Annotated in this window: 18 protein-coding genes; 10 read left to right on the forward strand and 8 right to left on the reverse strand. The window is 56.3% G+C overall.

What is annotated here, in order from left to right; all coding sequences use genetic code 11:
* Positions 1–15 precede the first annotated feature (15 nt).
* Complete coding sequence (locus JJL52_RS17330; protein ID WP_202053753.1) at positions 16–873, reverse strand: NADP-dependent methylenetetrahydromethanopterin/methylenetetrahydrofolate dehydrogenase; 858 nt, start codon at positions 871–873, stop codon at positions 16–18.
* 246 nt (positions 874–1119) lie between these two features.
* Between JJL52_RS17330 and JJL52_RS17335 the strand changes: the two genes are divergently transcribed.
* Positions 1120–2097, forward strand: a complete 978-nt coding sequence (locus tag JJL52_RS17335; protein WP_202053754.1) for a malate dehydrogenase — start codon at positions 1120–1122, stop codon at positions 2095–2097.
* Positions 2098–2188: 91 nt separating this feature from the next.
* Here the strand turns inward: JJL52_RS17335 and JJL52_RS17340 are convergent, their stop codons facing one another.
* From JJL52_RS17340 to JJL52_RS17360, 5 genes are all read right to left on the reverse strand, one after another.
* On the reverse strand, positions 2189–3163 hold the full coding sequence (locus tag JJL52_RS17340) for a 2-hydroxyacid dehydrogenase (RefSeq protein ID WP_202053755.1): 975 nt from the start codon (positions 3161–3163) through the stop codon (positions 2189–2191).
* 220 nt (positions 3164–3383) lie between these two features.
* Positions 3384–4550: an aminotransferase class V-fold PLP-dependent enzyme gene (locus JJL52_RS17345; RefSeq protein WP_202053756.1), complete on the reverse strand. Its 1167-nt coding sequence runs from the start codon at positions 4548–4550 to the stop codon at positions 3384–3386.
* Positions 4551–4797: 247 nt separating this feature from the next.
* The gene (locus JJL52_RS17350) at positions 4798–6024 is read right to left on the reverse strand and encodes a vWA domain-containing protein (RefSeq protein ID WP_202053757.1); all 1227 of its coding nucleotides are present in this window, start codon (positions 6022–6024) and stop codon (positions 4798–4800) included.
* Between the two features lie 146 nt (positions 6025–6170).
* Positions 6171–6740, reverse strand: a complete 570-nt coding sequence (locus tag JJL52_RS17355) for a hypothetical protein (protein ID WP_202053758.1) — start codon at positions 6738–6740, stop codon at positions 6171–6173.
* Entirely contained in the window at positions 6737–7267 is a 531-nt protein-coding gene (locus tag JJL52_RS17360; protein WP_202053759.1) for a PspA/IM30 family protein, read from the reverse strand. Before JJL52_RS17360 ends, JJL52_RS17355 begins: the two co-directional genes overlap by 4 nt.
* A gap of 176 nt (positions 7268–7443) precedes the next feature.
* Between JJL52_RS17360 and JJL52_RS17365 the strand changes: the two genes are divergently transcribed.
* The 6 genes from JJL52_RS17365 to JJL52_RS17390 all read left to right on the forward strand — a co-directional run bounded on the left by JJL52_RS17365 (position 7444) and on the right by JJL52_RS17390 (position 16101).
* Positions 7444–8151 carry a response regulator transcription factor gene (locus JJL52_RS17365; protein WP_202053760.1) on the forward strand — a complete coding sequence of 236 codons (708 nt, stop codon included), beginning with the start codon at positions 7444–7446 and terminating at the stop codon, positions 8149–8151.
* Positions 8148–10310: a sensor histidine kinase gene (locus tag JJL52_RS17370; RefSeq protein WP_202053761.1), complete on the forward strand. Its 2163-nt coding sequence runs from the start codon at positions 8148–8150 to the stop codon at positions 10308–10310. Before JJL52_RS17365 ends, JJL52_RS17370 begins: the two co-directional genes overlap by 4 nt.
* Before the next feature lie 600 nt (positions 10311–10910).
* Positions 10911–11861 (forward strand): HpcH/HpaI aldolase/citrate lyase family protein, encoded by a 951-nt coding sequence (locus JJL52_RS17375; protein WP_202053762.1) that lies wholly within the window; start codon positions 10911–10913, stop codon positions 11859–11861.
* 26 nt (positions 11862–11887) lie between these two features.
* Complete coding sequence (locus JJL52_RS17380) at positions 11888–13087, forward strand: malate--CoA ligase subunit beta (protein ID WP_202053763.1); 1200 nt, start codon at positions 11888–11890, stop codon at positions 13085–13087.
* A 9-nt stretch (positions 13088–13096) separates the two neighbouring features.
* Positions 13097–13984: a succinate--CoA ligase subunit alpha gene (sucD, locus tag JJL52_RS17385; protein ID WP_202053764.1), complete on the forward strand. Its 888-nt coding sequence runs from the start codon at positions 13097–13099 to the stop codon at positions 13982–13984.
* Positions 13985–15090: 1106 nt separating this feature from the next.
* Entirely contained in the window at positions 15091–16101 is a 1011-nt protein-coding gene (locus tag JJL52_RS17390) for a cytochrome-c peroxidase (RefSeq protein WP_202053765.1), read from the forward strand.
* Positions 16102–16269: 168 nt separating this feature from the next.
* Here the strand turns inward: JJL52_RS17390 and JJL52_RS17395 are convergent, their stop codons facing one another.
* Entirely contained in the window at positions 16270–17550 is a 1281-nt protein-coding gene (locus JJL52_RS17395; protein ID WP_202053766.1) for a YfiM family lipoprotein, read from the reverse strand.
* Between the two features lie 6 nt (positions 17551–17556).
* On the reverse strand, positions 17557–19056 hold the full coding sequence (gene ppx / locus JJL52_RS17400; protein WP_202053767.1) for an exopolyphosphatase: 1500 nt from the start codon (positions 19054–19056) through the stop codon (positions 17557–17559).
* A 140-nt stretch (positions 19057–19196) separates the two neighbouring features.
* Between ppx and JJL52_RS17405 the strand changes: the two genes are divergently transcribed.
* From JJL52_RS17405 to JJL52_RS17415, 3 genes are all read left to right on the forward strand, one after another.
* Positions 19197–20126, forward strand: a complete 930-nt coding sequence (locus tag JJL52_RS17405; RefSeq protein ID WP_202053768.1) for an ABC transporter ATP-binding protein — start codon at positions 19197–19199, stop codon at positions 20124–20126.
* Complete coding sequence (locus tag JJL52_RS17410; protein ID WP_202053769.1) at positions 20123–20887, forward strand: ABC transporter permease; 765 nt, start codon at positions 20123–20125, stop codon at positions 20885–20887. Before JJL52_RS17405 ends, JJL52_RS17410 begins: the two co-directional genes overlap by 4 nt.
* Before the next feature lie 160 nt (positions 20888–21047).
* A complete protein-coding gene (locus JJL52_RS17415; protein ID WP_202053770.1) occupies positions 21048–21275 on the forward strand; it encodes an OadG family protein in 228 nt (75 codons plus the stop codon).
* Positions 21276–21309: the final 34 nt, after the last annotated feature.

The following is a 21309-nucleotide window of genomic DNA, read 5'->3' on the forward strand; positions in this document are numbered from 1 at the left end:
GAGAAAGAACGGCTGTTAAGCCATTTGTTTGGCGAGTTCGAAGATGTTTTCCGCGTCGAAAACCAGCTTGTTGTCGGTAAACAGTTTCGCGATGCAGGCACGATGCAGCTCTAGCTTCAGCGGTCCGAAGCCGAGCGCACCCCAGACGATTTTGCCGTGGCGCTCAATCCCTTTGTCGAACACGTCGATGCCGCCGATGCCGATCGGCGGGGTCGCGTTCGCGTCGGCGATCAGTTCGATGTGGGGATTGTCTTGCCAGTGTTCGGTGCCGATCAACTCGATGCCGGCCGCGCCGGCCGCAAACACGATGTTGGCTTTTTCGATCGCACGGCCGCGCGCCTCGGTATCGGCTGCTTCGACCGGGACGATGTCGACGCCGAAGCGGGCTTTCATCGCGCTGCAGGCGGCGGCGACTTTGTCCATCTTGCGTCCGGTCAGGGAGACTTCGGCGCCTTCGCGGCTCAGCATTACCGCGGCGCGCTGTCCGACGGGGCCGGTGCCGGCCAGGACGACCGCTTTCTTACCGGTCAATGGACCGCTGGCCGCCAGTTTGGCGACCGCGGCGGCTGCGGTCGTGTTGCAACCGTTGCTGTCGAGCATCACCGAGACCTGGAACCCCGGGAAGAATTTGCTTTGCACCGCTTTCAGCAGGTCTTGTCCGGCGATTATGTCGCTGCCGCCGATGAAAATTGCGGTATTCTTCTTGTCTTTGGGGGGGCGTGTGAAAATCGCGCCTTCGACCAGGCCGGAAATCGTGTCGGGTGTCAGCCCGCCGAAACCGGTCACATGATCGGCTCCTCCGTCATAGGCGACGACCGTGTCGAAAACTGAGGGATGCGGGTCGGTATCGAATTGGAAAAGCAGTTTTTTCATGGAACTCGGGAGATGAGGCCGAAGGCGACCGGATTCAAATGTTAAAAAGACTGTCTATTATACCTGAGAAGCTTTTCCTTGTTGAGCAGCCTGAGGCCGTACTTGATCGGTCGAGTCATCAATTGGCTTGCGGGCGTGAGACCTTGAAGTTATCATTAAACTCAGACCGGCAGGGCTCGACAACAATGAGAATGGCGCGAACGATCAGACTTTCCGCATCTAAATTTTAATTATTAGGGATAACTAATGAAAACACCCGTTCATATCGCGGTTTCAGGTGCTGCCGGCCAAATCAGCTATTCTCTGCTTTTTCGCTTGGTGGCAGGCGACCTGTTCGGTCCCGAACAGCCGATCATATTGCATCTGCTTGAAGTTTCGCAGGCGATGCACGTTCTGGACGGCGTAGTGATGGAATTGCAGGATTGCGCGAGCCCTTTACTGTACCGGATCGAAACCACCGACGATCCGCGCACGGCGTTCAAGAATGCCGATTATGTGTTTCTGATTGGCGCCCGCCCGCGCGGTCCCGGCATGGAGCGCAAGGACCTTCTGGAAGTGAACGCGGAAATATTTTCGGTGCAGGGAAAGGCCCTGAACGAGGTGGCCAGCCGCAAGGTGAAAGTCCTGGTGACCGGCAATCCGGCCAATACGAATGCCTTGATCGCGTTGAAAAACGCGCCCGAACTGGGGCCCGAGAATTTTTCCTCGATGAGCCGCCTGGACCATAACCGCGCGGTCAGCCTGCTGGCCGAGAAATGCGGTGTCCTGACTACCGACGTCAAGAACATGACGGTGTGGGGCAATCATTCGACGACGCAATACCCCGATCTGCATCATGCGAAGGTGAAAGGGCAGGATGCGCTGTCTTTAGTCGAACGCGACTGGTTTGTCGATGAATTCATTCCGACCGTGCAGCAGCGCGGTGCGACGGTGATCAAAGCGCGCGGCTTGTCGAGCGCCGCCTCCGCGGCGAATGCCGCGATCGACCAGATGCGGACCTGGGCCATGGATACGCCGGAAGGCGACTGGGTCAGCATGGGAGTGCTGTCGGACGGCAGCTACGCGATCGAAAGGGAGCTGATGTACTCGTTTCCGGTAACCGTAATAAACGGCGAGGTCAGCATCGTGAAGGGCCTCGATATCAGCGAGTTCAGCATGCAAAGAATGAAGCTGAGCGAGGCCGAGCTGAAGGAAGAGCGGGACGCGATCCGGCATTTGTTGTAAATTTGCCGAATCGGTAGGTTGGGTTAGCCTGGAGCGATAGCGGAAGCCGTAACCCAACTTTTTAAGTAAAACGGCACTCGTCGATTGTCGGTTACGCTACCCTGTCCCGCGGCTCCTGTCCCGCAAAAAACCTTTCGATATTTTCCAATACCCGATTGCCCATCGCGACCCGGGTTTCCTCGGTCGCGCTGCCGAGATGCGGCAGCAATGCCATATTGTCGAGTTCCAGGAATCCCGGATAAACAGCCGGTTCGCCTTCATAGACATCGAGTCCCGCTCCCGCGATCCAGCGTTCTTTCAATGCCTTGCACAAAGCCTGATTGTCGACGACATCGCCGCGCGCGGTATTGATCAGATGTGCGTTCGGACGCATCCGTTTCAAGCGAGCCTCGTCGATCAGATGCCGGTTTTCGGCGCTGCCCGGGCAGTGCAGGGAGACGAAATCGGCTTCGCCCAGGAGCTCTTCGATCGTCGCGCAGCGGATTGCCTTTACGTCGTCGAGAATTTCCTGTGAGGGTGCATTGCGCGGCGTATAAAACAGAATCCTCATCCCGAAGCCGTGGTGGGCTCGTTTGGCCGTCGCTTGCGCAATCCTCCCGAAGCCGATCAAACCAAGCGTCTTGCCGGTGACTTTCTGTCCGAGCAGATGGGTCGGTCCCCAGCCGGTCCATTGGCCGCTACGTACCAGGCGGTCGCCTTCGGAGGCGCGCCGGGCCGACATGAGCAGCAGCAGCATCGCGATGTCGGCCGTACAGTCGGTCAGGACGCCGGGGGTGTTGGTCACGACCAGGCCTTGCTCTTTCGCGGCGGCAATGTCGATGTTGTTATAGCCGACCCCGAAATTGCCGATGATTCGGGCTTTCCTGTTCGGGACCCGCAGGATGTCGGCGGTGATCGGATCGGTCACGGTCGGCAGCAGCGCATCCGCGGTTTGCAGCGCCCGTTTCAGTTCATCGGCGGTCAGCGGAACGTCGGATTCGTTCAGGGTAACGTCGTACAGTTCTTTTAATCTTGCTTCGACTGCCGTAGGCCATCTGCGGGTGACGACGACTTTGGGTTTGTTCATGCGATTAACTTAACAACGAGTTCAACAGGAATAGGAAGGGTAAGCAAAGAAGCGAACTCCTCATAGCTTAGGTTGATAGGTTTCGAACGATGGGTTTCGGCTGGCGCCTCTCGGCAACCGCTCCATGCGTTGCCCTACCTCCTGCATCCCTGCAGTCGTACCCATCCTACGCAGTTCCATCCGTGGAGTCGTAACTCCTACGATATACCGTCAATGCGTTTTATTTCGCGGTCGAACGGTAATATTCGACTGCCGCCGCGACGCCGCTGCCCGGTTTGATGTCGAAGCCGCAATCCAGCATCGCCATTTCGACGCCGGCAAATGCGCCGAGCATCGAGACGTCGTTCATATCGCCGACGTGGCCGATGCGGAACACCTTGCCAGACAGTTCGGAAAGGCCCGCACCGAGCGACAGATTGTATTTCTTGAATGCGGTGCCGATCACTTCACGGGCGTCCTTGTCTTCCGGCACGACGACTGCGGAAACGGTGTTCGACTCGAAGCCCGGATGCGCGCACAGCTTCATGCCCCAGGCCGCAATCGCGCGGCGGGTGCCTTCGGCCAGACGATGATGGCGCGCATAGACATTGTCCATGCCTTCTTCGAGCAGCAGGTCCAGCGCCTTGCGCAGGCCGTACAGGATCGGCAGCGCCGGCGTGTAAGGGGTATAGCCATCCTTGTTCTGGTTCATCTGGTCGCGCAGATCCAGGAAGCAGCGCGGATATGTGTTGGTTTCGGTTGCCTTCAACGCCTTTTGGCTGAAGCAGAGGAACGCACCGCCGGCCGGCAGCATAAAACCTTTTTGCGAGCCGCTGATCGCGCCGTCGACGCCCCATTCGTCCATCCGGAAATCCAGGCTGGCGATTGAGCTAACGCCGTCCACGAACAGCAGCGCAGGGTGGCCTGCCGTATCCAGCGCCTTGCGGACGCCGGCGATGTCGCTGGTCACGCCGGTCGCGGTTTCGTTATGGGTCGCCAGCACCGCCTTGATTTCGTGATTTTTGTCTTCTTTCAGGCGCGCTTCCAGCTTGTCCAGCGGAATGCCCTTGCCCCAGGTTTCCTGGTGGATTTCGACGTCGAAGCCGAGGCGCTTCGCCATTTCCGCCCACAAATGGCTGAACTGGCCGAAACGGTAGATGATCACTTTGTCGCCCGGATTCAGCGTGTTGGTCAGCGCGATTTCCCAGCCCGCGGTGCCGGTCGCGGGGAAAATGAAACATTGTCCTTTTTCGGTCCGGAAGACTTTTTTCATGTCTTCGAGCAAAGGTTTGAAGATCGTCGGAAATTTAGGTGAGCGATGGTCTTCCATCGGCGCGTGCATCGCGCTCAGGACTTCGTGAGGGACATTGGTAGGGCCAGGAATATAAAGGTGGTTGCGACCAGCCATGGATTTGCCTCGTCAGGGTAGTTAAATGTTGTTAAGAGCGGAGTTGGGCAAAATGCGCCAAAATTCAAAACCGCCAATGATGACATACTGGATTGCAATCATCAATAGTGCTGTAGGCCGGGCACGCCTTTTGTGCCCGATATTTTGAAAGGTTCGATTTGTCCATGGATTCCGGTAATCGCAATTATCCCGAAGGGCCTCCGCCCAAAGTCGGGCAACGATGAAGCGGCTGCCCGACCTACTGCTATTAATACTTGGCGCTGTCGTCCCGGTAAACCAAGCCTTTGTCTTTGGCCTGCTGCCTGATCGCTCCGTACAATTTGGCGTCCAGCGAATCCTTTTTGCCGCCCTCGGCAGCCACTTTACCCCGCAGGTAATCGTTGCGCTGTTCGGCGAGCGTTTTGATTTCGGATTCCAGTTCTTTCCGTTCCTGTTTCGTTTTGTTCACGAATTGTTCCTGGGCGGAAGGCGACAGGGCTTGCAGGCTTTCGGGCAGGGCCTCTTTCGGCAGGCTGGACAGTTTCACCCGGCCGCTGCCGACCGCGTCGACCAGTTCGTTGTCGCCGAGAAAATTGCGTTTACCGCTGGCGGAGGCATTGAAGGCCGCCCGGCGCGCTTGCGATTCGGTGCTGGCTTCCTTGTGCACTTTTTCGGCCGCGGCCAATTTGCCCGCCTGTTTCGCCTTTTCATCTTTGTTGCCGTAGAAGAGGCGGGTTTTGTCCAATTTGCCGGATAACTCCGCCAGCTTTTTGTCGTACGGCGTCGCGATCGCGACTGCGTTGCCGGACTGTTCGACCTGAAAATAACTGCCCTGGCCGAGGCTGGCGACTTGCTGCCATTCGGCGGTCGTGCCGCTGTCCTGTCCGCACTGGATCGCGTTCACGATGATGCCTTTTTGTTTGGCCAGCGCCAAGGTGACCGGGTATTTGACGTCGTTCGGGTAATCCATGTGCGGCGGCGCGTCGCCGACCAGAAAGATCACTTTGTAAGTTTTGGGGTTCTGGCTCCAGGCGATCTTGTTCACCGCATCGTGCAGGGCCTGGTTAACGCTTTCCGGCCCGTCGCCGCCGCCGTCGGCCTGAAAATCCATCAGTTTGGCGTACATTGAATCCAGATCGGCGGAAAGCGGGACGGTTTGGGTCACATAAGCATCGCCGCGGTCGCGGTAGGCCACCAGCCCCATTTTAATGTCCGGCGCGGTTTGCGCGGACGCCATCGTGCTCGCGATCGACCAGATTTTTTCTTTCGCTGAGGCAATCAGGCCGCTCATGCTGCCCGTGGTGTCGAGCACGAACACCACTTCGATCGCGGGTTTTTGATTGGCCGAAATTGGCTGCACGATCGGATCGACCGCCGTCGGCGGGGATTCGAGCCCTTTCATGGTTGTGGCGACGGCTTGCCTGACCGCCGGAAAAAAGGTGACCGTCGCCGCGGTCGCGGTAAAAAGTCCGATTGCCAAAAGTTTAGTTTTCATCGTCGTCTCCTAATTAAAGTGTTTGAAAATTCCCTCTCCCTCCGGGAGAAGGTTAGGGTGAGGGAATACAAATAAATTATTTATCTATCGTTGGCCCTCACCCCCGTCCCTTCTCCCGGAGGGAGAGGGGGGGTGAAAGCTTGCTTCTAATCAGCATTTGAAAGTTTGCGCACGGCGGCTTCAGCGGCCCGATATGCGCGGTTAAAGTCGGATTCGCCATCGGTGGGAAACGCCGCATCGGTGGACGCCGGCGGATTTCCGCCCGACAAGGCCCCGAACAAAGCCTGTATCAAAAAGAAACACCAAAAGGCCATGAACAGGCTGCCGGTCCGGTCGAATGCCCAGAAGGCCGACGCGATGCCGAACAGGCATAAACCGAGGTCGGCCAGGGAAAAAAACAGGCGGCTGTGGAAATACAGCGTGCGAATCAGCCAGACGTAAAGCGCGTGCGCGAGCAAAAACAGGAACAGCGGCGGATAGAACAGCCATACCGCCGCCGACAGGAGGCCGCCAGCGAGCAGGACCGTAGCCCGACCGATGCGTTCAGGGCTGCGACCGAGTAAATAAAAGACGTAGGCGAAAGCCAGGCCGCCGATCACGACACGGATCGCGACCGCTTCGGAAAAGACCCAAGCGAAGGCATAAAAGCCGCCGGCGCCCGCGATACCGGCGAACAGGGCGACTGCGACCCCTTCCCAAAATGTCGGCTTATTCATGACGCGCTCCATTTTTGTTTTTCTTTCAGGAAAGCGACTTCGACGTCTTCGTCCCGGACGGTGACCTGCGGGTTTTCCCAGGGATACGAGGAAACCGCGCCGTTTTCCAGAAAGACCTCGGCTTTCTGTTTCATCGCCGCCAGTTGTGCCTGGTGTTCCGCGAACCGCTTCGTCAAACGGCGCGTTTGCTCGTCCAGGACCGCGATCTTTTCGGCCAACAGTTGCTGCATTTGCAGCGTTTCGAGTTTGCGTTTGACGAAAGCCCGCGCCAGATCGTCCTTGCCGGATTGAAAACAGAATGCGCATTTTTCATCCAGCTCGGCCAGGGTTTCCGCGAGTTGATCGCGCTTGCCTTCGAGTTGCTGCCGTCTGTGTTCCGATAGGCGGACGTGCCGCTCGTCGGTCAGGACGGATTCCTCCATTTCCCGGATGCTTTGCTTCAGCAGCGCCGCGGGTTCTTCGATTTTGTCCAAAACCGCATGCATGTCGGCCTGGAACAGTCTTGACAGTCGTGTAATCAGCGCCATGAGGCACCTCCCGTGTTTGATGTTCGACGGGCACAGTCTAGGCGCGAAGGGCGGCGGCAAACAGGCACGCTTCGGTAAAACGTTCGGCGCGGAATTTACAAAAAATTTACAGTTCGCTTGCCGATAGCGCGCACAGGCTTGTTAAACTGTCCGTATTTTTCGGCAAGGCCGCTGCCATGACCCGCAAACCGCACATACTGATCATCGAAGACGAAACCGCCATCCGCACCGGCCTGATCGACGTGTTCGTCTACCACGGCTACGACGTCGATTTTTCCGCCCACGGCTCCGAAGGTTTGGCGAAGGCGCTCAGCGGCAAATTCGACCTGGTCCTGCTCGACGTGATGCTGCCGGGCCTGAACGGTTTCGAGATTTGCAACCGGATTCGGGAACAGAGCCGCGATCAGGCGATCATCATGCTGACCGCCAAAAGCAACGACGAAGACATTATCGAAGGCTTGTCGCTGGGCGCCGACGATTACGTCGCGAAGCCGTTTTCGGTCGCGCAACTGGTGCTCCGGGTGCAGGCGGTCTTGCGCCGAAGCGGTCAGGGCTTGGCGCAAGAGGCGTTGATAAGGCTCGGCGACGAATTGACGATCGATTGCCGAAACCTGTCCGGCCGGCGCGGGGCGCAAACGCTTTCGTTCACACGGCGCGAAATCGAGATTCTGCAATACCTGCAACGCCATGCCGACCGGCCGGTTGCGCGCGAAGAACTGTTGCAGAAAGTGTGGGGTTACGCGAATCATCTGGCGATCGAAACCCGCACCGTGGACATTCACATCGCCAAACTGCGCCGTAAAATCGAAGCCGATCCCGCCGAACCGCGCTTTCTGATCACCGTGCGCGGCGCCGGCTACCGGCTGATCGGGCCGCCGCGATGAAGCGGAACCGCCTGAAAAGGCTGGACAAAAAAAGGCTCCGCCGCTGGCTGCTGGTTTTTTTCCTGAGCCTTGCGATCCCGACCGCGGTGCTCGTCCAGCAATCCTACAGCCGCTTGAAATGGGAGGCTTTTCACCAGCATCGGCTGATGGCCGAAGAATTGACCCGCCGGATCGACAACCAACTGCTGCGGCTGATCGACGGCGAAGCGGAAAGGTCGTTCACCGACTATGCCTTTTTGAACGTGGCCGGGGCGCCGTCGGCCAATTTTTTACAGCGCTCGCCGCTTTCCCGATACCCGGTGCAGGCGGAAATCCCGGGCTTGATCGGTTATTTCCAGGTGGATGCGGCCGGCCGCTTATCGACGCCTTTGTTGCCCGAGGATATCGACAAAGCGGGGCGCTACGGACTGGCCGAGCGGGAATTGTCCGAACGGGCTGCTCTCCAGAACCGGATTCGGCAGATATTGCGCGAGAACCGGCTGGTCAAAAACCATACGGCGGCTTCCGGAAAAAAAAACCAGGGGTTTCGCGATCGTTTCGCCGCGCGGCAAGACAAGGCAATGCGTGAAAATGAACAAGACGCCGATTTCCTTGAGCGATCCGTTGCCGCGAGCAAGCGCCAACAGCCTGCCGCAGCCGCCCCGCCCCCCATCGGCGCAGGCCAGGCGGTCTTTGACGAGCTTAAAAAAATGGCGCCGGCCAAAAGCAAGCAGGAAAACTCCCTGGGCCGTCTGGAAGACATCAAACTCAAGCAAACCTTTCAGAAAGAAGCCGTGCCGATACGGCCCGAAGAGAGCGTCCGCAAGGCGCTGAAAGCGGCGCCCAAAAAGGCGCGCACCGAGCAGAACGTCCTGCCCGAGCCGGTGCAGAGCGCCGAAGGACCTGCCGTCGCCGCGTCGGAAGCATCCGGTCGCCCAGCAGCGGCTCCGGCCGCGCAAGCAGAGGCAAAAACTTTGCGCATCCGCACCTTCGAAAGCGCCGTCGATCCTTTCGAATTCAGCCAGCTGGATAGCGGCCAGTTCGTGCTGTTCCGCAAAGTCTGGCTGAACGGCCGGCGCTACATCCAGGGCCTGCTGATCGAAAAAGACGCCTTCCTGCAAGGAACGATCAACGCGGCGTTCCAGGAAACCGCGCTGTCGCGGATGAGCGATCTGCTGGCCGTTTTTCAAGGCAACGTGCTTTCCGCTTTTGCCGGCCGCGCGCCGCGCGGTTACCTGTCGAGCGCCGACGAGCTGCAGGGCGAGCTGCTTTACCAAGACCGCTTGCCAGACCCGTTCGGCGACTTGCAGCTCGTGTTCAGCATCACGCAGCTTCCGGTCGGGCCGGGAGGCTGGGTGATCATCTGGTTGAGCGCGGTGCTGAGCGCCGTCTTCTTGGCCGGTTTTTATGGGATGTACCGGCTCGGCGTCGGCCAAATCGATCTGGTTAACCGGCAGCAGGATTTCGTTTCGGCGGTCAGCCACGAATTGAAAACGCCGCTGACTTCGATCCGGATGTACGGCGAAATGCTGCAGGCCGGCTGGGTGGACGACGGCAAGAAAAAGGCCTATTACGACTTCATCCTGGACGAGAGCGAGCGGCTGACCCGCCTGATCAACAACGTGCTGCAACTGGCTAAAATGACCCGCAACGAAAACAAGCCGGCGTTGCAAAGCCTGACGGTGGCCGAATTGATCGACGGCATTCACTCGAAAATCTCGACCCAAATCGAACGGAGCGGCTTTCGTTTGACGCTGTCGGTCGATCAGGACGCGGCAGAGGCCAAAGTGAAGGTGAATCCCGATTGGTTCGTCCAAATCATGATCAACCTGGTCGACAATGCGATCAAATTTTCCGCGAAGGCGGACATTAAAGCAGTCGATTTATCTTGTCAGCGCTTGAGCGGCGGGCGCATCCGTTTCACCGTGCGCGATTACGGCCCCGGCATTGCCAAAGACCAACTGAAAAAAATATTCCGGCTCTTCTACCGCGCCGAAAACGAACTGACCCGCGAAACGGTCGGAACCGGGATCGGGCTTGCGTTGGCGCATCAAATGGCAGTCGCCATGAACGGGCGAATCGACGTCACCCATCGCGATCCGGGGGCGGAATTTAGGATCGATTTTCCGGTTGATAAAACTTCCGAGAACGGCAGAGAGATACGCCGATGCCGCCGTTAAGGGCTTCGTCAAACACACCTCCCCCTTTGAAAAAGGGGGATCGAGGGGGGATTTATTTAATAAATCTCCCCCGGCCCCTCGGCAATATAGCTCCTGCATTGCCTACCTCCTGCCTCCCTGCAGTCGTCGGCAATTGCTCCTGCATTGCCCTCGATCGCGTGTTCCCGACGCGATCTACCTCCCCCATCCGTGGGGTCGTCGATCGCGTGTTCCCGACGCGATCTACCTCGCCCTTCCTTGGGCTCGTACCTCCTGCATGAACGCCAGGGATGGCGTGAATGCAGAGATTGCAGGAGCAAATCTCTGCCCGTGCAGTCATCTTTTTCAAAGAGGGGAATGAACAATCCATTTTTCATAACAATCAACTTCGGAACGTTATTTCCTACCAGATCTAAGTCGTGAGTACGTACAAGTCGAGTTAAAAAATGCATGCCGATCTTTCCCTGCGGAAACGGAAAAAACAAATCCGGCAGTCGTTGACTTTGAGTCCGCACGAAGTAAAATGGTGGATTTATTTATTTGCGGCCGAAGCCAACCGGATGCGATTGATCATTCGGCCGGATCATTTTATTAGAAGCACATACAGGCAGGTAGTCAATAATGAGTCACACTTTATATACGGCGTCGGTGCAACGCATCCAACGTTGTGAATTGGCAGTTCCCGGTTCCAATCCCGGCATGTTCGAAAAAGCCTTGAAAAGCGGTGTGGACTATATTTTTCTCGACCTCGAAGATGCGGTTGCGCCGGACGACAAGCTGCAGGCACGCAAGAATGTGATCGAGGCGATCAACGACCTGGATTGGAAAGGCCATGGCATCACCTTGTCCGTGCGGATCAACGGGCTGGATACGCAGTATATGGTGCGCGATGTGGTCGATCTGGTCGAGCAGGCCGGTGCCAAAATCGATACAATCCTGATTCCGAAAGTCGGTGTTTACGGCGATGTCTACATGGTCGAGGCGATGCTGAACCAGCTGGAAATGCAGCAGGGCCTGAAAAACAAGATCGGTATTGAAGCATTGATCGAAACCGCGCTCGGCATGGCCAATGTCGAAGACATTGCCAGACAGGGTGCTTTGGGCCGTCTTGAAGCGCTGCATTTCGGCGTCGCCGATTATGCGGCCAGCAATCGGGCGCGCACCGTCAACATCGGCGGGCTGAATCCCGACTATCCGGGCGACCAGTGGCATGCGGCGATCAGCCGGATGACCGTGGCCTGCCGCGCTTACGGCCTGCGTCCGATCGACGGGCCGTTCGGCGACCTGAAAGATCCGGAAGGCTACAAGCAGGCCGCACGGCGTGCAGCCGCACTCGGCTGCGAAGGCAAATGGGCGATCCATCCGTCGCAAATCGAACTGGCCAATGACGTTTTCACCCCGCCAGCGGCCGAAGTCGAAAAGGCCAAACGCATTCTGGCGGCCCTGCAGGAAGCGGCGGCGCAAGGCAAAGGCGCGGCTTCGCTGGATGGGCGTTTGATCGATGCGGCTTCCGAAAGAATGGCGAACAATGTCGTAAGAGCGGCCGAAGCGATCGCCGCGAAAACCAAATAAATTACTGAAAGCAAGAGGCAAGAGTCGTGGATATTCATGAGTATCAGGCGAAAGACATATTACAGGGCTACGGCGTAAAGATCGCCGAGGGCGGCCTGGCGTACAGCCCGGAAGACGCGGTGCAGCGCGCCCGTGAAATCGGCGGGCATCTGTGGGTGGTCAAGGCCCAGATCCATTCCGGCGCGCGCGGCAAGGCCGGCGGCATCAAGATCTGCAAAACCCATGATGAAGTTGCGGCCGCGGCGGAAGAACTGCTGGGTAAAAGACTGCGCACTCACCAGACCGGGCCGGCCGGCAAAGTATGCAATCGCCTTTATATCGAAGCAGGCACCGAGATTGCAAAAGAACTGTATTTCTGCCTGCTCGTCGACCGCAGTGCCGAACGGATCGTGATGATCGGATCGGCCGAAGGCGGGATGGAAATCGAGGAATTGGCGAAAACCCGTCCGGAAGCGATCACCAAGATTTATATCGAACCGGCGGTCGGCCTTCTGGATTATCAGGCGCGCGAGATGGCCTTCGCTCTCGGCCTGGATGCCGAAATCATGAGCCATGCGGTCAAGACGATCCGGGGGTGCTACAAAGCCTTGCGGGCTCTCGACTGCAGCATGCTCGAAATCAACCCGCTGGTCGTTACCCGCAGCAACGAGCTGATCGCGCTGGACGCGAAGATGGGATTCGACGATAACGCCTTATTCCGTCAGCCGAAAATTTCCGAACTGCGCGATAAGACTCAGGAAGATCCGCGCGAAATGGCCGCCGCGGACCGCGGTCTCAGCTATGTCGGCCTCGACGGCGATATCGGCTGCATGATCAACGGCGCCGGCCTGGCGATGGCGACGATGGACATGATCAAACTGGCCGGTGGCGAACCCGCAAACTTTCTCGACGTGGGCGGTGGCGCCTCGGCCGAGCGTACCGAAAAAGCGTTTCGTCTGGTGCTGGCCGACAAGAACGTGAAGGCGATGCTGGTCAATATCTTCGCCGGTATCAATCGCTGCGACTGGATCGCCGAAGGCGTCGTCCATGCGGTCAAGAAAATCGACATGCAGGTGCCGCTGATCGTGCGGTTGTCCGGCACCAATGTCGAAGAGGGGCAGCGCATTATTCGAGAGAGCGGCCTGCCGATCATTACCGCCGATACTTTGGCCGAAGCGGCAGAAAAGGCGGTGCAGGCGCGTAATCAGGCGGTCGCGAAAGCCGCGGTCGCGACAGAAGGTTGTTAAGGAATCAAGATGGCAATTTTTATCGACGAAAACACACGGATTATCGTTCAAGGCTTCACCGGCAAGATCGGTTCGTTTCATGCCGAGGACATGATCAAATACGGCTCCAATGTTGTCGGCGGCGTCACCCCGGGCAAGGGCGGTCAAACCCATCTGGGCCGGCCGGTGTTCAATACGGTCAAAGAAGCCGTGCTGAAAGCCGGCGCGGAAGCCAGCATCGTGTTCGTGCCGCCCGCGTTTGCGGCCGATTCGATCATGGAAGCGGCCGACGCGGGGATCAAATATTGCGTCTCGATTACCGACGGCATACCGACCCAGGACATGATGAAGGTCAAAAACTTTCTGCGCCGTTTTCCGAAAGAAAAGCGCATGGTTTTGACCGGTCCCAACTGCGCCGGCACGATCAGTCCCGGCCGCTCGATGCTCGGCATCATGCCGGGCCATATCTATATGCAGGGCAATGTCGGCATCGTGGGCCGTTCGGGCACCTTGGGCTACGAAGCGGCCGACCAGATGAAGCGCCTCGGTATCGGTGTCTCGACTTCGGTCGGCATCGGCGGCGATCCGATCAACGGTTCTTCCCACCGTGACATCCTCGAAAAGTTCGAGCAGGACCCCGAAACCAAAGTCGTACTGATGATCGGCGAGATCGGCGGTCCTCAGGAAGTGGAAGCGGGACTGTTTGCGAAGGAGCACATGACCAAGCCGGTCGTCGCTTATATTGCGGGTCTTACCGCTCCCGAAGGACGCCGGATGGGGCATGCCGGCGCGATCATTTCCTCGGCCGGCGAAGGCGCGGCCGAAAAAGTCGCGATCCTGAAGGAGCTCGGCGTCACGATCTGCCCGACCCCGGCGGCGATGGGCGCGACCGTGGCCGAAGTATTGGCGAAGCTATAGGTTCACGGTCTATGGCAATCGGGCGGGCTGTTGCTGGGTCGGCCTAAACTTTGAGGATGAGAGCTTTTTTTCGGTTGGATATCTTTTGATCAGGCAAGCGGAGGGAATAGGCTTAATCCTTAAAGATTCTAGTAAAGCCGTTAGGTATTTGATATTTTATTGCCTGCTATAACCCTGTAAAGGGGTAGCGCTGATAACATAACAATACGAATATAACCTCTAGGACAGTCTATATGAAAACCATGAATATCTTTGCAGCAGGTATCGTCAGCTTGGCCTTATTGGCAGGCTGCCAAAAGTCTGAAGAAAAAGCTAAGGAAAGCGCCGCTCCGGCGGCTGCTCCGAGCGCTCCTGCTCCAGCTCCGGAAGCAGCTCCCGCTCCGACAGCGGAGCCCGCCCCAGCCCCAGCCCCAGCTCCGGAAGCGGCTCCTGCTCCTGCTCCGCAAGCAGCGCCAGAGCCGGCTAAATAATAACGATCACCTCTGATTTCGGAGAAGTGCCGGGCCAAATTTTCCGTTGGTTCGGCATTTTTTTTGCCTTATTATTTTCCGCTGTCTTCTAATATGACCGGCAATTTTCCAATTACATCTATACAGCGATCCACTTCCTCCAGGCGCAGGTTGCCTTGGAAACGTTTTTTTGCGGGCATTGAGGCTCGGTGAAAACATGATTTTTAAGTCCGTATTTCCGTATATTAACTTATTACAGTGCTTATCAGTCGACCAAGTGCCTCTCCCCTTAAATAAACGGTGATCGTTACGAAGAACGAGTGTGGCTTCGCCGAAAATGAATGCCATACGAGTGAATGAAGCGTTGCTTACGAATAGGTATAGGTTTATATTTACGGGGCTGACTGACTTCGTTCAAGGATTCGTACTTAAATGAGAGGGCGTTTCGGCATAATCCTCGATTTAACGAGATAAGAGGACCAAACTGTAGCGAGCGAATCCATTAGCAGCCATTGTCCGGGGCTTTTCGTCCGTTATAAATGAATCCTGATGGGGATTTTTGTAAATTGGGCGGAACGGGGCCCGACAACCGGCAAATTCCGTCGGAATGAGGTTTTACCCTGACAAAAATGATTAGAATAAAATTAGGAGGAACATATGTTTAAATTTCGTGCGCTGGCGACGGCGTTGGCATTGGCGAGTTCTGTTTCAGCGGCATGGGCGCTCGAAGCATTGCCGACCGAAGCTCCCGCGCCTGCCGACAACCCGACTACGGAAGCCAAGGTCGAGCTGGGCAAGATGCTCTATCATGATCCGCGTTTGTCATCGACCGGCACTGTGGCTTGCGCCTCTTGCCATAACACGATGCAAGGCGGCGAAGACAACCGGCCCAATTCGATGGGCGTGAACGGCCAGACCGGCGGACGCAGCGCGCCTACCGTCTGGAATTCCGCCTTCAACAAAGTGCAATTCTGGGATGGACGGGCGGAAAGTCTGGAAGCGCAGGCGGCAGGTCCGGTCACCAATCCGATCGAAATGGGCATGAAGAGCTGGGATGACGTGGTAGCCCGATTGAAAACGATCAACGGTTATGAGGAAGCGTTTGCGGCAGCGTTCCCCGGCGGCGAAATTTCCAAGGACACGGCGACCAAAGCGATTGCCGCTTACGAAAGAACGCTGATCACTCCGAACAGCGCTTATGACAAATATGCCAACGGCGATCAATCGGCCTTGACCGAGCAGCAGTTACGCGGCCTGAACAAAGCGGCCGAACTCGGCTGCACCAGTTGCCACAGCGGACCTGCCTTCAATGGCGGCGGCTCGTTCCAGAAGTTCCCTTTGCATGAAAACGGCTATTTCGAGGCGCAGTATCATTTCATGAAGGACAAGGGCGTCGCCGAAGTATCGAAAAATCCGGCCGACGAACATTTGTTCAAAGTGCCCACCTTGCGCAACGTAGCCTTGACCGCGCCTTATTTCCATAACGGTTCGGTCACAACGCTGGACCAGGCGGTCAAGATCATGGCTAAATTGCAGTTGGACAAGGATCTGCCGAAGCAAGACATCGACGACATCGTGGCTTTCCTGAATGCGCTGACCGGCGAGTTCCCGAAACAAACGATGCCGCGTCTGCCGGGCACTTCCAATAAAACGTTTAATTACGATTAATCGCCTACATTGAAGCCGGGACGGGGTGTTCATGCTCCGCCCCGGCTTTCCCCTGGATCCGCTCCAGATCGTTCTCTCTAAATTGTTTTTTCCTCTCCCTGCAGCTCTCGAATGGAACGCAAGATTAGGCGTAATAACAGAGGTTAAGCCTCGCCGTTTTGGATGATTTTATTTGTTGTTTTGAATCCGGTAGATCGACAGGGCGGTAATGCGGGCGTCGATTTCTTTTGAAATCTTTTGATATTCCGGACTGTTGATCGCTCCGAAACGTTTCCTGAATTCTTCCGCGCTCATTTTTTCCGGCAGATCTCGCGGATCCGGCATGAATTCGCTGTAGCTTCGGATCGTAGACATCGCTTTTTGAATTTTCCGGGCATTTTCAGGTGTCGAGGTCGCGATTTCGCCGAAGCGGGTGCCGGCCTTGTCGGCAGCCAGATCGATGAAGCTGAAACCGCTGCCGCCGTCCGCGTCGCTCAATTCCTTTTGTTCGCCCATGACTTTTGCAAGCTTGCCGTTGACCGAGGCTGTCAATGCAGCTGCGCCGATGAAATGCTGGGCCAGATCGATACGCTTGTACATAAACGCGGAGTATTGAGGTTTTTCGGCTGTTTTGAGGTCGGTAGCGTCGAGCAGCTTGGGAATCTGGTGCTTGTTCACATAATCGTTTACGGCAAAAATCACCAGACGGTTTTCCTCGATCGCACTTTCCGGCGTTGAACGATTGAAAGCCAGTTGGAACATCGGCTGCAGCAGTTCGGCAAGCGACAGCCGCCATTCGGGGTCGTGATTTGCGACGATTTCGGCCAATTTTGTTTTATAGAGGGCCTGTTCCGGGTTAGCGCTGCTGTCAGCGAGAAAGTTTCTCGCCTGCCGCAGTGTCTCAGCGCTTGAAAAATAAGTGATCGAAACCTTCTCATCGTTGATCTCGACAGCTTCGATCGGGTGAGTCGCTAACAAATAATATTCGCGCAGCGAACTGTTCTGGATGACCCGTTCGATCACCCAGGCGGCGAATCTGGCGGGAAGCAGCAGCTTGCCGACCTTGAATTTGGTGATACCGGGCAATTCGCCGATCGAATCGTTGCCAAGCCGGAAGCTGACATTCAGGAATTTGCCGAGGGGATTGTCCGGCAGGGTGGCGGTCACGTTGAAGCGCAGCTTGTGGTCTTTCAGTTGAATATGGACCGCACTTTTCCAGTACCGATTCAGCAGGTAATTGGCGGCCAGATTCAGATCGCTTTCGGTTAATTCGATGGTATCGAGCTCGTCCGGTTTGACTTGCGCACCTTCGTGCAGAATCTTTTTCGCGCGCGCAATGTCGTTATGGGTCAGCTCCCAGCCGAGTCCGATCACGTCGGGTTTATTGCCGACGCCGAACAGCACGATCGCCACGCACAACGCCAGGACCGTGAAGAGGCTATAAACGGCCAGGCGCAGTATGAGCTTCATGAGGCTTCAGGAAAAATCCAGTTTGAAACCGCTCTGTTTCAGAAAATCGGCTTCCTGCATCAGATCGGCATGCGTTAATGGGGATTCGTTCAGCCAGTTTTTCGGAAAGGTCAGCCGGATTTTGGTCTTTTCGATCGCAATCTCGAATTCCGGCAGGTCTGCATCGAAGCGGTTGCGGCGCAGCAGGACCGCAAGCCGCAAAATGATGCTCAGGTAAGGCGCCAGATCTTTCCAAGGGGCCGGCAGGGCGGCGAATAAGGAGCGGACGAACTTGCGCCGGTGCGTTCTGACCAGGATGGCCAACAGAATTTGATCCTGCCTTGAGAATCCGGCCAGATCGCCGTTCTCGATGATGTAGGCGCTGTGTTTGTGATAGCCGCTGTGTGCGATGTCGCGGCCGATTTCGTGCAAATCGGCGGCCCAGTTCAGGAATTGGGTAATCGTATCGTTGTCGATCGGATTCTTTTCATTGCTCAATTGCGGCAGCATATAAGCGATCGTTTGCTTGATACGCGCCGCGTGGGGCTTGTCGGTGTGGAAGCGTTCGGCCCAATTTTCCACGGTGGCGGAACGAATATCCTGATCGAATATTCGTCCCATCAGGTCCTGGATCAGTCCTTCCCGCAAGGCGCCCTCGGAGACAACCATTTGATTGATTCCGAGGATTTTGAAAGTCGCATACACGATGGCGACGCCGCCCGGAAAAACCGGCAGGCGGTTAGGGTTCAGGTCGGGCAGCTTCAAGTCGTTGATGTGGCCGCAGTGTCCGATATGCGCGACCAATTGCTCCAACCCTTCCAGGGTAATGCCGTCATGGCTCCAGTTTTTCAGTTTCAGCACTTTGTCGATCGCACGCAATGTTCCCGAGGCGCCGATCGCCTTGTCCCATTTGTTCCGGCGGAATGTCTGCTGAAACGGTTCCAGTTGCTGCTCGGCGAACAACACCGCTTGGCCAAAGGCGCTTTTGGAGAGTTTTCCGTTTTTGAAGAATTGATCGCTGAGCGTTACGCAGCCCATGTGCAAGCTTTCTTTTTCGCAGGGAGAATCGCCTGTTCCAAGGATATACTCGGTGCTGCCGCCGCCGATATCCATCACCAGTCGGGTGTCGCCGTCGCTTCCCAGGCTGTAGGAAACCCCCAAATAGATCAGGCGGGCTTCTTCGATTCCGGAAATGATGTCGATCGGGTGGTTGAGCGCCTTTTCCGCTTTGCTCAGGAACTCCTGTGCATTATTCGCAATCCGCAACGTATTCGTGCCGACCGCGCGCACGCTGCCGGGCGGAAAATGACGTACCCGTTGGCCGAACCGTTCGAGGCAGGCGAGCGCTCGGGCTTGGGTTTCGGCATCGATCTCATCGTTTTTGTCCAAACCGGAGGCCAATCTGACCATTTCGCGTATCCGGTCCTGAATTTGCAGTTTGCCGTCTTTGAGAGTGCAGACGATCATATGAAAGCTGTTGGAGCCGAGATCGACGGCGGCAACGACTTCGGGTAATTTTTTTGGCACGGTTGATCCGGTTAAGGCAACAGAATGGTTTTAATTCTGATAAAATTGGACGGTTTTTTGCTTGTGGTTTTGTTCGGTTGAAATTGTTCCACCGCTTAATTTAACTGATTTGAAGGATTTCGTTAAGTAAATAGTTTCTTATGAATGCATTATCTCTACGCAATCTTCGGAAAACCTACAGCAACGGGTTCGAGGCCCTGAAAGGCATTGATCTGGACGTCGAAGCGGGCGATTTTTTTGCGCTGCTGGGGCCGAACGGCGCAGGCAAGTCCACCGCAATCGGGATCATCTGTTCGCTGGTTAATGCAAGCAGCGGAACGGTGACGGTCTTCGGGCACGATTTGCGGAGGGAGAGGGACAAGGCGAAAAACTGCATCGGCGTGGTGCCTCAGGAAATCAATTTCAACCAGTTCGAAACGGTCAGCAGCATTCTGCTCAATCAGGCCGGTTATTACGGGGTGCCGCGCAAACTGGCGCTGCAGCGATCGGAAAAATGCCTGACGCAGATGGAGCTTTGGGACATGCGCAATACCGTATCGCGGCGTCTCTCCGGCGGCATGAAGCGTCGGGTGATGATCGCGCGGGCGATGATGCATGAGCCGAAACTGCTGATTCTGGACGAGCCGACAGCCGGCGTCGATATCGAGATTCGCCGTTCGATGTGGAAACTGATGCGTGAGGTCAACGGGCAGGGCACGACGATCATATTGACCACCCACTATCTGGAGGAGGCAGAAAGCCTGTGCCGGAACATTGCAATCATCGATCAGGGCCGAATTGTCGAACATTCCGACATGAAGAGTCTTTTAGCGCGCCTGAACATCGATCATTTTCTGCTCGACCTGGCCGATCCGGTCGCAGCGGCGCCCGTAATCGAGGGGGTGCATATCGAGCGGGCTTCCGATCGGGTTCTGGATGTCAGCGTGCCGAAAACGTTCGGGCTTAACCAGTTGTTCAGCCGGTTGAGCGAGCAGGGGATCAAGGTGATCAGTCTGAGGAACAAATCCAACCGTCTGGAGCAGCTGTTTCTGGACCTGATCGACGCGAAAGCGTCGGGAGCAGCCCGATGAATTCCGGCATTGCTTTTCGTACGATTGCCGTTAAGGAAATCCACCGGTTTTTCCGGATCTGGCCGCAGACGCTGCTGCCGCCGGCAATCACCACCGCCCTGTATTTCCTGATTTTCGGCAAATTGATCGGCGGCAGGATCGGCTCGGTGGGCGGGGCGAGCTATATCGACTACATCGTGCCGGGCATTATCCTGATGTCGGTAATCAGCCATTCGTACTCGAACGTGGTATCGTCCTTTTATTCGACCAAATTTCAACGCCATATCGAAGAACTCCTGGTTGCGCCGGTACCGAACTGGGTGATTCTGGGCGGCTATGTGACCGGGGGGATCGTGCGCGGATTGGCGGTCGGCGGCGTGGTCGCGCTGATTTCGCTGATATTTGCGCCAGTCAGTGTCCATCATGCGGGGATCTGTCTCTCGATCGTGCTATTGACCGCGACACTGTTTTCGCTGGCCGGATTTATCAATGCGGTGTTTGCGGAAAGCTTCGACGATATCTCGATCATCCCGAATTTCATCCTGACGCCGCTCAGTTATCTCGGGGGCGTGTTTTTTTCGGTCGACATGCTGTCCGGCCACTGGCAAACGATCGCGATGGGGAATCCGATTCTTTACATGGTCAATGCCTTCCGTTACGGAATGATCGGAGCAACCGATATCGATGTCGCCCTGGCATTCGGAATTACCGGAGGGTTTGTCATCCTGCTGACTTTATTCAGCCTTTATCTGCTGCACAAAGGGGTGGGCATCAAAAATTGACGGCCGGGCCGTTGGATGAAATCGCGGAGATGAGCAGTTCACTGTTTCACGCGCAGCTGCGGTTAATTTAGGGATTTGCTCATCTTTAATTTGTTTAGAGGCAGGGTTTTAGGGATAATGCAGTCCAAATGACTACAGTTTTTGATATGGGTAAGGCTTTATGGCGGAACTGATGAGCAGCGGTGTCGAATTGATGATTGTCGGCATGGGTATCGTCTTTTTATTTTTAGCATTATTGGTCGTAGCGATCAATACGATGTCTTCGCTGATCCAGCGTTTTTTTCCCGAGCCGCCTAAAGCCGCCAAAACCGTCAAAATCGAAACGGATCAAGCGACCGTCGCGGCAATTACGGCAGCCGTGCACCAATACCGAAGCAAAAACAGGTGAAACGAAGCCCATTTGCTCAATCATTTGCTGATGG

Origin of the sequence: Candidatus Methylomicrobium oryzae, assembly GCF_016745425.1 — a bacterium.
In the GTDB taxonomy this organism is placed as follows: domain Bacteria; phylum Pseudomonadota; class Gammaproteobacteria; order Methylococcales; family Methylomonadaceae; genus Methylomicrobium; species Methylomicrobium oryzae.

What these genes read in the sequence shown, in the direction of transcription:
- sucD (WP_202053764.1), top strand. Translation starts at nt 13,097, where the DNA reads ATGGCAATTTTTATCGACGAAAACACACGGATTATCGTTCAAGGCTTC.
- JJL52_RS17360 (WP_202053759.1), bottom strand. Translation starts at nt 7,267, where the DNA reads ATGGCGCTGATTACACGACTGTCAAGACTGTTCCAGGCCGACATGCAT.
- JJL52_RS17415 (WP_202053770.1), top strand. Translation starts at nt 21,048, where the DNA reads ATGGCGGAACTGATGAGCAGCGGTGTCGAATTGATGATTGTCGGCATG.
- JJL52_RS17405 (WP_202053768.1), top strand. Translation starts at nt 19,197, where the DNA reads ATGAATGCATTATCTCTACGCAATCTTCGGAAAACCTACAGCAACGGG.
- JJL52_RS17370 (WP_202053761.1), top strand. Translation starts at nt 8,148, where the DNA reads ATGAAGCGGAACCGCCTGAAAAGGCTGGACAAAAAAAGGCTCCGCCGC.
- JJL52_RS17340 (WP_202053755.1), bottom strand. Translation starts at nt 3,163, where the DNA reads ATGAACAAACCCAAAGTCGTCGTCACCCGCAGATGGCCTACGGCAGTC.
- JJL52_RS17410 (WP_202053769.1), top strand. Translation starts at nt 20,123, where the DNA reads ATGAATTCCGGCATTGCTTTTCGTACGATTGCCGTTAAGGAAATCCAC.
- JJL52_RS17330 (WP_202053753.1), bottom strand. Translation starts at nt 873, where the DNA reads ATGAAAAAACTGCTTTTCCAATTCGATACCGACCCGCATCCCTCAGTT.
- JJL52_RS17345 (WP_202053756.1), bottom strand. Translation starts at nt 4,550, where the DNA reads ATGGCTGGTCGCAACCACCTTTATATTCCTGGCCCTACCAATGTCCCT.
- JJL52_RS17375 (WP_202053762.1), top strand. Translation starts at nt 10,911, where the DNA reads ATGAGTCACACTTTATATACGGCGTCGGTGCAACGCATCCAACGTTGT.
- JJL52_RS17395 (WP_202053766.1), bottom strand. Translation starts at nt 17,550, where the DNA reads ATGAAGCTCATACTGCGCCTGGCCGTTTATAGCCTCTTCACGGTCCTG.
- JJL52_RS17390 (WP_202053765.1), top strand. Translation starts at nt 15,091, where the DNA reads ATGTTTAAATTTCGTGCGCTGGCGACGGCGTTGGCATTGGCGAGTTCT.
- JJL52_RS17355 (WP_202053758.1), bottom strand. Translation starts at nt 6,740, where the DNA reads ATGAATAAGCCGACATTTTGGGAAGGGGTCGCAGTCGCCCTGTTCGCC.
- JJL52_RS17335 (WP_202053754.1), top strand. Translation starts at nt 1,120, where the DNA reads ATGAAAACACCCGTTCATATCGCGGTTTCAGGTGCTGCCGGCCAAATC.
- JJL52_RS17350 (WP_202053757.1), bottom strand. Translation starts at nt 6,024, where the DNA reads ATGAAAACTAAACTTTTGGCAATCGGACTTTTTACCGCGACCGCGGCG.
- JJL52_RS17365 (WP_202053760.1), top strand. Translation starts at nt 7,444, where the DNA reads ATGACCCGCAAACCGCACATACTGATCATCGAAGACGAAACCGCCATC.